General features: G+C 52.6%; 12 protein-coding genes. 6 read left to right on the top strand and 6 right to left on the bottom strand.

Features of this window, described 5'->3' with window-relative positions:
• The first annotated feature begins 92 nt into the window (after positions 1–92).
• Complete coding sequence (gene nhaR, locus ACO0K9_RS25860; RefSeq protein WP_422989888.1) at positions 93–1,007, top strand: transcriptional activator NhaR; 915 nt, start codon at positions 93–95, stop codon at positions 1,005–1,007.
• Positions 1,008–1,089: 82 nt separating this feature from the next.
• Here the strand turns inward: nhaR and ACO0K9_RS25855 are convergent, their stop codons facing one another.
• The 4 genes from ACO0K9_RS25855 to def all read right to left on the bottom strand — a co-directional run bounded on the left by ACO0K9_RS25855 (position 1,090) and on the right by def (position 4,023).
• Positions 1,090–1,659 carry a FlgO family outer membrane protein gene (locus ACO0K9_RS25855; RefSeq protein ID WP_422989886.1) on the bottom strand — a complete coding sequence of 190 codons (570 nt, stop codon included), beginning with the start codon at positions 1,657–1,659 and terminating at the stop codon, positions 1,090–1,092.
• A gap of 2 nt (positions 1,660–1,661) precedes the next feature.
• A complete protein-coding gene (locus ACO0K9_RS25850) occupies positions 1,662–2,339 on the bottom strand; it encodes a hypothetical protein (RefSeq protein ID WP_422989884.1) in 678 nt (225 codons plus the stop codon).
• 206 nt (positions 2,340–2,545) lie between these two features.
• Entirely contained in the window at positions 2,546–3,499 is a 954-nt protein-coding gene (gene fmt / locus ACO0K9_RS25845; RefSeq protein WP_422989882.1) for a methionyl-tRNA formyltransferase, read from the bottom strand.
• Positions 3,499–4,023 (bottom strand): peptide deformylase, encoded by a 525-nt coding sequence (gene def / locus ACO0K9_RS25840; RefSeq protein WP_422989880.1) that lies wholly within the window; start codon positions 4,021–4,023, stop codon positions 3,499–3,501. The genes fmt and def overlap by 1 nt, the downstream gene beginning before the upstream one ends.
• A gap of 160 nt (positions 4,024–4,183) precedes the next feature.
• Here def and ACO0K9_RS25835 point away from each other — a divergent pair, with 160 nt between their 5' ends.
• The 5 genes from ACO0K9_RS25835 to ACO0K9_RS25815 all read left to right on the top strand — a co-directional run bounded on the left by ACO0K9_RS25835 (position 4,184) and on the right by ACO0K9_RS25815 (position 12,695).
• Positions 4,184–5,284 carry a LysM peptidoglycan-binding domain-containing protein gene (locus ACO0K9_RS25835; RefSeq protein WP_422989878.1) on the top strand — a complete coding sequence of 367 codons (1,101 nt, stop codon included), beginning with the start codon at positions 4,184–4,186 and terminating at the stop codon, positions 5,282–5,284.
• A 12-nt stretch (positions 5,285–5,296) separates the two neighbouring features.
• Positions 5,297–6,385, top strand: coding sequence for a DNA-processing protein DprA (gene dprA, locus ACO0K9_RS25830; RefSeq protein WP_422989876.1), 1,089 nt, complete (start codon positions 5,297–5,299; stop codon positions 6,383–6,385).
• A gap of 207 nt (positions 6,386–6,592) precedes the next feature.
• On the top strand, positions 6,593–7,057 hold the full coding sequence (locus tag ACO0K9_RS25825) for a DUF494 family protein (RefSeq protein WP_422989874.1): 465 nt from the start codon (positions 6,593–6,595) through the stop codon (positions 7,055–7,057).
• 168 nt (positions 7,058–7,225) lie between these two features.
• Entirely contained in the window at positions 7,226–9,805 is a 2,580-nt protein-coding gene (locus tag ACO0K9_RS25820) for a DNA topoisomerase III (RefSeq protein ID WP_422989872.1), read from the top strand.
• A gap of 118 nt (positions 9,806–9,923) precedes the next feature.
• Complete coding sequence (locus tag ACO0K9_RS25815; RefSeq protein ID WP_422989870.1) at positions 9,924–12,695, top strand: DUF1631 family protein; 2,772 nt, start codon at positions 9,924–9,926, stop codon at positions 12,693–12,695.
• Here the strand turns inward: ACO0K9_RS25815 and ACO0K9_RS25810 are convergent.
• A complete protein-coding gene (locus tag ACO0K9_RS25810; RefSeq protein WP_422989868.1) occupies positions 12,685–13,626 on the bottom strand; it encodes a cation diffusion facilitator family transporter in 942 nt (313 codons plus the stop codon). The genes ACO0K9_RS25815 and ACO0K9_RS25810 overlap by 11 nt on opposite strands.
• A gap of 341 nt (positions 13,627–13,967) precedes the next feature.
• The coding region (locus ACO0K9_RS25805; protein WP_422989866.1) for a hypothetical protein at positions 13,968–14,243 on the bottom strand (276 nt) is incomplete at its 5' end.

Here is a 14,243-nt window from a genome sequence, read left to right as displayed (position 1 = left end):
AACAAACAATAAAAGTCGAATATAATTGAATTTTACTTCGTAAAAACAGATGCATTGATACATTGATATGTTCGTCATTGATACCTTCCTCTATGCCTACCCTTAATTACAAACACCTTCATTACTTCTGGATGGTAGCCAAGGCCGGCAGTATTGCCCGTGCTAGTGAGCAACTACATCTGACACCACAAACCATCAGTGCCCAGTTGAGCCTGTTTGAAGAAATGCAGGGTGAGGCACTGTTCCGCAAGAGTGGGCGCAACCTGGAATTGACCGAGGCTGGCCATCTGGTGTTGAGCTACGCAGAGGATATCTTTGCTTTGGGACAAGAACTGGAAGAAGTCTTGCACCACAGGCCGACAGAAAGAACCGTGCAGCTAAGGGTGGGTGTATCGGATGCACTGCCCAAGGCACTGGCATATCGACTGCTTGAACCCGCCCTGAAGCTGCCGCAGACTTTGCGCATTAATTGCCGCGAAGGCAAGATGGAAGTTTTGCTGGCCGATCTGGCGACCCACAAGCTGGATGTGGTGATGTCTGACAGCCCCATGCCGACTACGGTGAATGTACGTGGATATAGCCATTTGCTGGGTGAATGCGGCATCAGCTTTTTTGGTACGTCTACCTTGCGCCAGCAATATTCGCATGATTTTCCGCACAGCCTGGAGGCCGCACCATTTTTATTGCCGGGGGAAGATGCCGCGCTGCGCGCCAAGCTATTGCACTGGTTTGATCAGCAGGACTTGCACCCGCGTATCGCTGGCGAGTTTGATGATAGTGCGCTCATGAGTGCCTTTGGCCAGGCGGGTGCCGGTTTTTTTGCCGCCCCCAGTGTGATTGCCGATATGCTGATTCGTCAATATGATGTGCAGATGCTGGGGCAGACCGATGATATCCGCGAGCAGTTCTACGCCATTTCAGTACAGCGCAAGTTGACCCACCCTGCGGTATTGGCAATCAGCCGGGCGGCACGCAGTGATTTGTTTGGCAGCGATAGCGAGTTGTAGGGGGGCTTAGCACCTGGGCAGCAAAAACAAAAAGGCGACAATGTTGCCACTGTCGCCTTTTTACATGCTTACAAGATCCGGCTTAACGACGGCCCAGCAAAGCTTTGACTGTTTTGTCCATCGGAATGGCGTAATCAACCGTGCTGATAACGACATTGTCAACCGGGCGTATCAGCTTCAGGTTAACAAATACCAGTTTGTCGCTTTCTGCATAGGTACCGACGATGACCGCCTGGGCGCTATGGCTTTGGGCTACATCCTTGATTTCCCTGGTCAACAGGAATTCGCCGACGTTTTGTCGGATGAAAACCTTGTCGCGGAATTTCATCTCTATCATCTTGTAGCCGCTACGGGTAAATTGACCCGATACCTGCTCGGCGACGATACGACCAAAAGTGGATGATTCTTCGAGCGAATTGATATTGGCCAAGGTGGTAACGATCAATGGACGTGCAATATCTATTTGCTGGTTCACGTTGGCTAGCGCGATCAGAGCCGCAGCTGCACGTTGATTGGCGGGAATAAATTCATTTGCTTCGGCGTCTTTCCAGGTGGGTACAGCTGCAGCCGTGACCGGCGAATTGTTAAAACCCATGCTGGAACAGGCGCTCAGCGCCACAACAGACGCGATTGCGAGAGCTGCTTTTTTCATCATTATTGACCCCCAACGACTCGGAAATTGAAGTCGGTTTCTTTGTTATACAGTATCCAGTCGATGTCGCTGACATAGTAGGCATCGGTACGACGCGCTATGAACTGTAAGTTTTTAACCAGTGAAGTGGTGACGATCAATTCATATCTTGGTGTAGGACCTTTAGCATATTCCTGGTTAATCCAGTGCGTCCAGTCATACGCTCCCGCCAAGCCCAGGCCACCCAGTACGGCATCGGTTTTGACCGGTATGCCCAGACCGTGGATGGCAGCAATGCCAGCACCAATGGCGGCGACACTGACAAAGCGCGTGTTTTGATGGCGATAAGGAGAGAAGCGAACCAGCTCGGTTTCGATATCGATAACCTGTGCTGTACCGTCATTCACTTTTCTGACTACTACGCCCTGATTGACCAGGCTGGTGATGATCTGGTTGTAAAACGCCTCGGTGAACTTACTGTTCTGTTGCGGCGGAGTAACATAGACCGGCGCACCAATCTTATCAGTACCAAGTTTGATTTGATCGGCGACATCTTTTGCAATCAGGAGCCAATGCGACGCAGCCTGCAATTTATTTTGCGTGGTCGTCGGGAAATTACCCGCCAGCGGAGTTTCACTGTATGGAGTTGTACAACCTGCCAACAGTCCGGCTGCCAGGGCAATGGGAAGAAGTTTCTTCATGAGCTCACCTTTTTTAGGTCTTTGTCAGAGTTTTTGTTATCGAAAACAATAATGGCAATAATTCAGTGTAAGAGAATACAACAAGTAGCGGCAAGCAACAAAGATTTTGCTTGCAATAGGGCATTAATTGGACGCTTCCCTTGTATATAGCGCATATCAGGGCCCCAAACCGGTCAATATGTAGCTTTTTTGCTTCACTCTTTGATTCAATCGAAACAATTGCCGACGATAAAATCAAAGCCTTTTAGAAATTCGCTGACCAAAAGCCGCTTGCCCCCGGCTTTTTGTAGTTCAATTAATTCTAACGCACCTTGCCCGCAAGCCAGCAGAATTCCTGCTGTACTGGTCGCCAGTATCTGTCCTGGTACTGCTGGTGTCGAAGTTGCAAGGGCTCTGGCACGCCAGATTTTGATGCTGTTGCCGGCATAGTCTGCATGCGCACCGGGGAAGGGGTTGAATGCCTGGATCTTGCGTTCCAGCACATCTGCAGGCAGCTTGAAATCGAGTGCGGCTTCGGCTTTGCTGATTTTGGCGGCATAACAGACACCGTCTTCCGGCTGCACAGTGGCCTTGAGTGTGCCTTGCTCCAGACGCCTGAGGGTATCGACGATCATCGCACCACCCAGGTCGGCCAGTTTGTCGTGCAGGCCACCGGTGGTGTCATCCGCTGCAATCGGCAGCGATTGCATCAACAGCATGGGGCCAGTATCCAGGCCTTCTTCCATTTGCATGATGGTGATGCCAGTTTCGCTGTCGCCCGCTTCTATGGCCCGGTGTATCGGGGCAGCGCCACGCCAGCGTGGCAGTAGCGAGCCATGGATATTCAGGCAACCGAGACGAGGAATATTCAATACCGACAGCGGCAGTATCAGGCCATAGGCGGCCACCACCATCACATCATGCGGTGTGGATAGCAGCAGATCATGTGCCTCTTGGGCAACATCCGGGTATTTGCCGTCCAGTCGCAGGGACACGGGTTGGGCGACAGGGATGCCATGTTGTTGCGCAAATTGCTTGACGGCCGATGCATGCAATTGCATGCCGCGCCCAGCGGGGCGGTCCGGCTGGGTGAATACCAGTGGTATCTCGAAACCGGCTGCGTGTATCGCCTGCAACGCGGTGGCTGCAAATTCGGGTGTACCTGCAAAAATGACACGCATCAGCGTTCAGCCCGCTTGCGCTGTTCTTCGCGTTCTTCCTTCAACATCTTGGTTTTGATGCGATTGCGCTTCAGCGGCGACAGGTATTCGACAAATACCTTGCCTTTCAGGTGATCCATCTCATGCTGTACACAGACTGCCAGCAATTCCGTGGCATGCAGTTCAAACGCCTGGCCGTCGGCGTCAAAGGCACGTACCTTGACTTCTGCCGGGCGTTCGACGCCGTCGTAAATACCAGGTACAGACAGACAACCTTCGTCGTAAATCTTTTTTTCTTCACTGGCCCACAGAATTTCCGGGTTAATGAATACTTGCAGCTTGTCGTTGGTTTCAGACACATCGATCACCACGATCTGTTCGTGGACATCGACTTGCGAAGCAGCCAGTCCTACACCTGGTGCGTCGTACATGGTTGCTGCCATATCGGCAACCAAAGTCTTCAGGCGTTCATCAAATTGTGTTACCGGTTTTGCCACTTTATGGAGGCGCGCATCAGGGTAGCGCAGTATATTTAGTATCGTCATAAGACATTTCACAACAAGCCTTGGGACTTATTGCGCAGTTTTTCTTGCTAGTTCAAGGATTTATGGGCAGAATTTGATTCAATTTGGCAAGTTTTGCAAGTTTGCGCCTGCCTGCGCGCATTGCTTGCGGTATTGCGGTATTTTGCATCGGACATAATTCATGAAAAAGTTTAGCACAATCGCTTCCATCCTCGCTGTCAGTTTGCCTTTGATGTCAGCTGAAGTCTTTGCCGCCGGGGCACAGGCGACCACGGCTCAGGCACAAGCCATCGCCAGTAAAAGCAAGTGCGAATTTCTACCGGACGCACCGGACAAGCATGTGGTAGTGCGGGGGGATACCCTATGGGGCATTGCCAGCATGTTCCTGAAAAACCCTTGGTGCTGGCCAGTGGTCTGGGACATGAATCAGGAAGAGATCCGCAATCCGCACTGGATTTACCCAGGACAGATCGTGTATTTCGATCGCGCCAATGGTCGTTTGCGTTTGGGCAACCCTGGTGGCCTGCAGACAGAAAAATGGACCCCGCGTTCACGTAACCATGGCTTGGGCGACAATGCGATTCCAGCTATCCCGGCGTCGGTGATAGAGCCTTTCCTGTCACAACCGCTGGTCGTGGATAAGAATGAGCTCGCTGCTGCACCCCGCATCATCGGTACCAAAGAGGGTCGTGTGAATCTGGGCCAGGGTGAAAAAGCCTATGTCCGGGGTGATCTTGATGGTGGTACCTCGTTCCAGGTATTCCGCCCTGGTGTGCCGCTGCATGATCCGGAAACCAAGGCCATCATCGGTTACGAAGCCGTGTATCTGGGTACTGTCAAGCTGGACAAGGAAGCCGATGATGAAGTCAGCGATGTGCACACCTTCCTGGTCGTCAATTCCAAGGAAGAAATGGCAGTCGGTGACCGACTGATGCCGATTCCCCCTACACCCATCCTGAATTATGTGCCCCATGCGCCGAAAGACGAAGTGGATGCCAGGGTGGTAGCGGTGTATGGCGGCGTCACAGTGGCAGGACAAAACCAGATTATTTCCATCAACCGCGGTAAGGACCATGGACTGAATATTGGGACGGTACTGACCTTGTTTAATTATGGTCCGGTCGTCGTGGACAAGACAGATAACAACAGAAGCGTCAAGTTGCCTGATGAGCAAATTGGTCATTTATTCATTTTCCGTGTGTTTGACAATATTTCCTATGGCCTGATCATGCAGGTTACTGACGTAGTCAAAGTTGGTGACGCGGCCCGTTCACCAAAATAAGCATCATCATTTGTGAGTCTGAATCTGGATTTGAGAGATTGGTTAAGGCTGGTCCTGACCCCCGGTGTGGGGAATGAAACCGCACGCAAATTACTCGCCAGATTCGGCCTGCCACATCAGGTATTTGCCGCCAGTCATGCGGCCCTGACGGAAGTCGTGACGGACCGCATGGCCAGCGCCGTGCTGGCCCCTGTCTCTGCCGAGCTTTTGTTGCAGATAGACAAAACCCTGGCATGGTGTGAGCAAGCGGGCAATCTGATACTGACACTGGCTGACAGCGCCTATCCACCAGCACTGCTGGAAATTCCTGATCCGCCGGTACTGCTTTACCTGAAGGGACGCACTGACCTGTTGACCGCCAGCACGATTGCCGTTGTCGGCAGCCGGAATGCGACCACGCAGGGCATCAAGAATGCCGAACAGTTTTCCGAAACGCTCAGCAGTTTTGGTCTGACCATCAGTTCTGGCCTGGCGGCAGGTATTGATGCGGCAGCCCATCAGGGGGCTTTGCGTGGGGCAGGCTCTACCATTGCCGTCATCGGAACCGGAGCCGATATCGTCTACCCGGCGCGCAATCGCAGTCTGGCCCATCTGATTGCCGAGGGTGGTTGTATCATCAGTGAGTACCCACTAGGTATGCCAGCCATTGCAGCCAACTTCCCACGCCGTAACCGGATTATTTCCGGGCTGGCGAAAGGGGTGCTGGTGGTGGAGGCTGCGGCCCAATCCGGGTCGCTCATTACGGCGCGCATGGCTGCGGAGCAGGGGCGCGAAGTGTTTGCCATTCCCGGCTCGATTCACTCGCCTTTGTCGAGAGGCTGTCATCAACTGATCAGGCAGGGTGCCAAGCTGGTTGAATCGGCACAAGACATTTTGGAAGAATTGCAACTGCAGTTGCCCATGTCGCTGGAAACCCCGGTAGCGTCCGAAGCCCAGCCGGCGGGCCTATTGCAGGCGATAGGCTATGACCCTGTTCATATAGATATGCTGGCACAACGCCTGGGACAGGATGTGGCCAGCCTGCATGCAGAATTCCTGAACCTGGAACTGATGGGCCAGTTGGAATCCCTGCCCGGTGGTTATTTCCGTCGCCTTGGCTGATACCCGCATTTTTCCAGCCGGCAGCAGCATTTCACCACTTCCTATATATTAGAACGCATTTATTCAAACGCATTGCATGGACAGAGGATGAGGTTTGTCGGGCTTATCGTCGCAGGCAGCCAATATGGTGCAAATTAGGCAAGCATACAGATGCCAAGTCTTTTCACGGGGCTTGTTTGAAATCGCAGCAAAGGCTACAGTAGTGCTATGTTTGATATTCTTGTTTACCTTTACGAAACTTATTACCGTCCGGATGCCTGTCCTGACACGGCAGCCCTGACAAAAAAATTATCGGCAGTCGGCTTTCCCGAGGATGAAATTTCCGAGGCGTTGACTTGGCTGACTGGTTTGGCCCTGACTTCGACAGAGCCTAGCGCTGCCCCCGTAATTTCCGCTGGTTTTCGCGTGTATGCGCAGCAAGAGATTGCTGCCCTGGGTACGCCAGCGATAGGCTTCATCCAGTTTCTTGAATCCGCAGGATTGCTGAATGCACTCCAGCGCGAAATCGTGGTCGAAAGAGCATTGGTGGTCAACGAATCACCCATGCCTCTGGATAAACTGCGTATCATTGTGCTAATGATGTTGTGGAGCCAGGGTGCGGAACCAGACATGCTCATGTTTGACGAATTATTGTTGTCAGATGACGACAGCGTCGTAAGGCTTTTGCACTAAACATTTCCCAAAAGGAAGATTTACAGCAAAAATCCGCTGTAGATTACGATTTTTCGCCTACCACGTTTATCATTCCCCGCAAATTTAGGTTAGTCTTACGCTTATTTTGCGAAATGTTGCCTATTAGACATTGGCAGCAACGCTTTACCCTATTCGAGAATCACGAAAATGACAAAAACGCTCATCATTGCCGAAAAACCCTCTGTCGCTAATGACATAGCGAAAGCGCTGGGAGGGTTCACCAAGCATGATGATTATTTCGAATCAGATAATTATGTGCTGTCTTCTGCAGTAGGTCACTTGCTGGAAATTACCGTTCCGGAAGAATACGATGTCAAGCGCGGCAAGTGGAGTTTTACCCATTTGCCCATGATCCCGCCGCATTTTGCCCTGAACCCGATTGCCAAGACCGAGTCACGACTCAAGGTCTTGAACAAACTGATCAAGCGCAAGGATGTCACCGGCCTCATTAATGCATGTGACGCGGGCCGCGAAGGGGAGTTGATTTTCCGTTTGATCGCCCAGCATGCCAAGGCCAAGCAGCCGGTCAGCCGCCTGTGGTTGCAATCCATGACCACTGGTGCGATACGCGATGGCTTCCAGAAATTGCGCAGCGATACCGAGATGATGCCTTTGGCCGATGCCGCCCGCTGCCGTTCTGAAGCGGACTGGCTGATCGGTATCAACGGCACCCGCGCCATGACCGCCTTCAATTCCAAAGAAGGTGGCTTTTACCTGACCACGGTTGGCCGGGTACAGACACCGACGCTGTCTATCGTGGTCGAGCGCGAAGAAAAAATCAAAAAATTCGTTTCCCGCGATTACTGGGAAGTGCGTGCTGAATTTGTGTGCGCTGCCGGCATTTATGAAGGCCGCTGGCAAGATCACCAGTTCAAGAAAGATGAACACGACCCAGAGAAAAGGGCCGAGCGCCTGTGGAGTAAGGCAGCTGCCGAATCCATCGTTGCCGCTTGCCGTACTCGTCAGGGCAGTGTTACCGAAGAATCCAAACCGGCTACGCAAATCGCGCCGCCCCTGTTTGACTTGACCAGTTTGCAGCGTGAAGCGAATGCCCGTTTCGGTTTTTCTGCCAAGAATACCCTGGGTCTGGCCCAGGCTCTGTATGAAAAACACAAAGTACTGACTTATCCACGTACCGATTCCCGCCATCTGCCGGAAGATTATTTGCCTACCGTCAAAGAGACTTTGGGCACGATCGCTGAAACCAATAATTACCACCAGTTTGCTTCGCAAATCCTGAAGAACAACTGGCTCAAGCCGAACAAGCGTATCTTCGACAACACCAAGATCAGTGATCACTTTGCGATCATTCCTACTGGCCTGGCACCGAAGAATCTGTCCGAGCCTGAACAAAAACTGTATGACCTGGTGACACGCCGCTTCCTGGCAGTGTTCTTCCCGTCAGCAGAATTCCAGGTGACTACCCGTATTACTGAAGTATCCGGCCATCAGTTCAAAACGGAAGGCAAGGTCATGACCAGCGCCGGCTGGCTGGCTATTTATGGCAAGGATGCCCTGGAAGAAAAAGATGGCGAAAGCAAAGGTACGCTGGTTGCTGTTGCCAAAGGCGAAAAAGTCTTGACCGATCAGATCACTGCCAATGGACTGGTGACCAAACCGCCTGCCCGCTATAGTGAGGCGACGCTGTTGTCCGCCATGGAAGGTGCTGGCAAGCTGGTCGATGATGGGGATTTGCGTGAAGCCATGGCGGGTAAGGGCCTGGGTACACCAGCTACCCGTGCTGCCATTATCGAGGGTTTGCTGAACGAGAAATATCTGCTGCGCGAAGGCCGCGAAATGATGCCTACCGCCAAAGCCTTCCAACTGATGACCTTGTTGCGCGGTTTGGGGGTAGATGAATTGACCTCGCCAGAGCTGACTGGCGAGTGGGAATATAAATTGTCCCAAATGGAAAAAGGCAAGATTAGCCGTGAAGAATTCATGCGCGAAATTGCCCAGATGACGCAGATCATCGTCAAGCGCGCCAAGGAATACAACAACGACACCATCCCCGGTGACTATGCGACCCTGAAGACACCGTGCCCGCATTGCGGTGGCGTGGTCAAGGAAAACTATCGCCGTTTTGCCTGTACCAAGTGTGAATTCTCCATGAGCAAGACCCCCGGCAGCCGTCAGTTTGAAGTGGCCGAGGTGGAAGAATTGCTGGCCAAGCGTGAAATTGGCCCGCTGCAAGGTTTCCGCTCTAAAATGGGCCGGCCTTTTGCTGCTATATTGAAAATAGTTGCCGATGCTGATCACAATAACCTCAAGCTGGAATTTGACTTTGGTCAGAGTCAGGATGAAGGTGAAGACGGGGAAGGTGTCGATTTTTCGGAACAAACTTCACTCGGACCTTGTCCAAAGTGCGGTAGCGGGGTATATGAACTGGGTCTGGCTTACGTCTGTGAAAAAACCGTTGCCAAACCCAAGGCTTGTGATTTCCGTAGTGGGCGCATTATTTTGCAGCAAGAAATTTTGCCTGAACAAATGGGCAAACTGCTCAATGATGGCAAGACAGACTTGTTGCCGGGATTTATCTCCCAGCGCACGCGTCGGCCATTCAAGGCTTTCCTGGTACGTGGCAAGGATGGCAAGGTCAGCTTTGAATTTGAAGAGCGCAAAGCAAAAGCCCCTGCTGCTGCCAAGGCCAAAGCCAAGGCAGAACCAGAGGCAGAAGTCGCCGCTCCGGTAAAGAAACCGGCCGCCCGCAAGAAAAAGGCAGCCTGATTACAGGGTCTGTACTGCTTGCTGGCCAAGCTACTATCACGTCAGCGTGTCGCGCAACCGTCGCGGCATGTTGGCGGCAGTTTCCCGTCTAGTTTAAACGTGGTCTTCATGTCATAGGATGCACATGGTCGCAAACGAGTCCTTGTCCAGCACTCGCGCTGAATTTTCTCATGCATTTCATCATGTAGTAGAAGGCATTGTGCCGGCTGCTGCGGAAAGCTTGTTGTCAAAAGCAGCGGCCGGCGGCATTTCGTCAACAGAACAAAGATACATGGTCAATGCGCGCAGCACCCTGCTGGAAAAACGCGACGAGATCATCACGGCGCTGCAGGTCAGTATGACGCAGTTGCTGGACCGCAGTCTCAGTACCGCCTACAGTACTTTCCGCCCGGTTTCTGCTCTTGAGCACAACAAGGAACTGGCCTTGCTGGATTCGTCCACCTTCGAAAGCACCTTGCGCTTCAATGAAATGACGCAAAACTTTCGCAACCGGTCCGAACAACTGATCATTGATCTGAATATCCGCATAGCCGTTTTGTTCGGGCAGGACGATATTCGCGAACGCGAAAATCCTTTCCGCCCTTATCTGGTGTCACGTTGCATTTTCCTGGCGATAGAAGGACTAAAACTGCTGCCAGAGACCGAGGCCATACTGATAGAACAACTCGGCGAAAGCCTGTCTACAGCGATGTCAGCCGTCTACCAGGCCGCGAATAACGCGTTGGAACAACAGGGGATCAGCGCCCACCTGTCACTGAAAATCACCAAGGCTCCCGAAAAACCGCAAGCGCGAGGGACCGCTACTGGTGGTGGCCAGGCAGCGGCAGGCCCGGGTTATTCATCCATGCAGACAGGTATCTTCCCCGGCGTGCAGTCAGCAGCGCAGGTCGGCGTATCAACTGTGGGCGCATTTGGTGCTTTTGGTGTTTCTGGCCAGCCACAGGCGATACAAAATCCTGGTGTGCGGCTGGAACAGTTGTTCCAGTCTGTGCGTGGCAAGCCCGCATCGCCTGCTGTGGCAACCGGCCCAGCCGTGGCAGCATCTTCGGGTGGGCAAGTACCCGCTACTTATGGTGCAGGCCTGCCAGTTATTTCCATGCCGGCCGCTGCGCCTGGCAGCCCGGGACCAGCCTGGTTGCAGGGGGCAACCGCTCTGGGCGGAGCCTTGCGCCGTGCTTTTGGCGAAGCGCCTGCCGCTCAGGCACCTGTTCAGTATCAGGGCGCAGATGCGCTGCCTTACCATTCCAGCGCTCCTGCTGCGACAGCACCGGCCACCGCTGGCATATCGGCCAGCACCAACCTGTTTCAATCTGCGCAGGTTGATAATGCCGGTAGCAGTGGCCACGAGATGATACAAGTGCCTGCCGCCATGCTGGCAGCACATCTGCAAAATATAGAAAGCCAGCTCAGGCAGAAAATTGAACCCAGCGTGGTGCCGGGTGCATCGATGGCCCTGGGCAAGGTGCTGGGGCAAATGCACAAAGTCATGGCACCAGAAAGTGCCGCCATGACCGATGAGCGTGGGGACATCCGCAATTTGCTGCGCGAGCAGAAAGATGCCCTGTACAGTCTGGCGCAAGACAGCGATGAGCAAATGACCATCGATATTGTCTCCATGCTGTTTGAATTCATGCTGTCTGACGAGCTGGTGCCGCTTTCCATGCGGGTGGAGCTGGGGCGTTTGCAGTTCATGATCCTGCAACTGGCGCTGAAGGACAAAGACTTCCTGACCAACGAAAAACATCCGGCGCGCCTGCTGTTTAACCGCATTTGCTCGGTCGCCTTTTGTGCCCAGCAAATTGACGACGTTGAGCCGATCACCGAAGAGATTTCCCGCATCATCAAGACCATGCTGCGGCATGATTCTGAAGTTCCTGAACTTTTTTCTCGTATACAAAATCGTTTTGAAACTTTCGTCACCAGGGAGCTGCGTACCAATCAGGCCCCGGTCAGGCGCACCGTCAAGGCCGTAGGCGAATCAGAAATCCGCTTCATGCGTTTTGCCTGCATTGCTGCCGTCATGAGCAAGGCCTTGTCAAAACTGACTGTGGAAGCATCTTTCCGCAGCTTTTTCCGAATCAACTGGGTGGCTGCCATAGAAATGGCCGAACGCACCGATTCCATACAGGCACGGCGTTATCGTCTGCTGGTGCCGGACTTGTTGTGGAGCGTCTATCCCAAGACAGAGGCGGATGACCGCAATTTGCTGTCTTCCATGCTGCCGGCGATGCTGGGCACCTTGCGCCATGGCCTGGATTTGATAGGTTGGGAAAAAACCAAGCAGCAAAAACTCATGAACTGGTTGGCAGAAGCGCATTCCAATGCCCAGCGCGGCATCAGCGAAGGCAAGCCACCACAGCCGGTCAGCCTGCCGCAAATGCATGAGCGTTTTGAACAGTTCACCAATCAGGCGGACACCATAGAGCATTCCGAAATTCAGGAGCATGATTTTGCGCGCGAGCAATTCATGACCGAAGTATTGGCAGAGCTCGGTCTGCCCGCCAAGATACTCGACACAGAATTAAAAAAACAAAACGCCGCCACAGAGGGCTTCATTCCAATGGAAATCAGTCCGAACAAATCGGACAAATCGCAGCAAGATAAATATCAGGACCGCATCATCAGTGCCGCCATGCTGGATTTCAAAACCCCGCAGTACAAGGGGCGTGCCTGTATACGCTGGGTCAATCCGAATGGCAGCAACGTGGTGCTGAGCATGAGCGGGGAAGAATTTCCCGGCATACTCAGCATGTCCGCCCTGTGTGAATTGCTGGATCAGGGAAAAATTCGCTTTGTCGAAACCGAAGCCATGTTCGAGCGCGCCATCCACTCCCTGATCAAGTCCGCTGATGCCATGGACAATGAAGTGCCTGATCAGGTCATACGGTAGAGTTATAGCTTTGGTCAGTCGTGGTATCCACATCCGGCTCAAAGAAACACCATTTGGCTTGTGGCCATTGAGCCTGTATGCTTTCTTCCACCTCGTTGATGGCAGCAATCAAGGCCTGATCCGACCCCTGGCGCTGCATCTTTGCCTGCACCGCGATCATCAGTTGCTCACCCCATTGCAGGGTAATCAGATTGATGACGTGATCGACATGCGGGTGAGACTCGATGTGTTTGCGGATTGCTTCGTTGACTTCCGGTGCGGCAGATTCGCCGGTAATCATCGCCTTGACTTCCCTGATGACAAAGAATGCCACTGCCATCAGCAGGCCGCCAACGATAATCGAACCGATCGCATCCCATATCGGGTTACCGGTCAGTACCGACAACACCACGGCAACAAAGGCGACGGCCAGACCTGCCAGCGCCGCAATATCTTCACCAGCCACCACCATCAGTTCAGACTGACGGGTTTCGCGGAACCAGCGAAAGAAAGACTTGCCACCCGCTATCTTGCGTATTTCCAGCATCGCCCCATACAGTGAAAAGGCTTCCAGGGCGACAGAAATACCCAGTACCACCACCGCCACTATCGGGTTCTTCAGTGGTTCAGGATGTTTCAGGCGTTCCACGCCCTCCATGACAGAAAACGCACCACCCAAAAAGAACAACAGCAAAGCCACCATCATGGCCCAGAAATAAACTACACGCCCATACCCCATGGGGTGAGAAGCATCTGGTGCCCGCTTGGCTTCCTTCAAACCCACCAGCAAGAACACTTGATTAATACAATCCGCCGTGGAATGAATTGCCTCCGCCAGCATAGCCCCCGATGCTGTAAAAAACGCTGCGCCAAATTTAGCCAGGGCAATACCACCATTGGCACCCAAGGCATAAAAAATCGCCTTGGTCGAACCTTCTGAATTCGCAGACATGAGAATATTTAAAAGTGAGAAAAACCTAACCTTACTTGATTTCTCTGCAAATAATCAATTGGACATTCTTAATGTTCGCTTTTGCCGAATTTGTTTTTTGTGGGTACATATGTATCGAGTCGTTTGGCTAGATAAAATTCATCTCACCTGCGGAGCACCGACAACATGTCGCAAAACCATGAAATCCCCTCCCTTTCAAGGGGAGGGTTAGGGTGGGGATGGGTTTCGGCCGATAAGCGAAATGCAATCAATATAGACACCCCTCGAATCGTCGCTCCCGCGCAGGCAGGGGCCGGCTAAATAATTTAAGCCAAAGGCTTGCAAAGTAGTGAGAGAGTTTGCTATAGTTCGCCTCCCGCTGAGAAGCGGGGCGAGAAGAGAAGCAAAGCCGGAGATTGAGCGGAAAGTAAAAAAGCTGCGGAAAGATCTGGGTCTGTGAATACCATGCAACAGTTTAAGTCGTTCGCAAGAGCGAAGAGAAACGAAAAGCGCAGCGGGTGTTGACAGGGGAAGTAAAGTGCTTCATAATCTCGTTTCTCTGCTGCTGACGCACACAACGCTGCGCGGCAAAACTGGACGAATAAGTAGTTCAGTGAGGCAGAAAAGATTACAGTTCT

The sequence above is a fragment of the Undibacterium sp. Ji50W genome (assembly GCF_049340445.1).
Classification (GTDB): Bacteria; Pseudomonadota; Gammaproteobacteria; order Burkholderiales; family Burkholderiaceae_D; genus Undibacterium.
The sequence above is the reverse complement of the archived record's forward strand: the minus strand, read 5'-3'. Positions and strand labels throughout refer to the sequence as shown.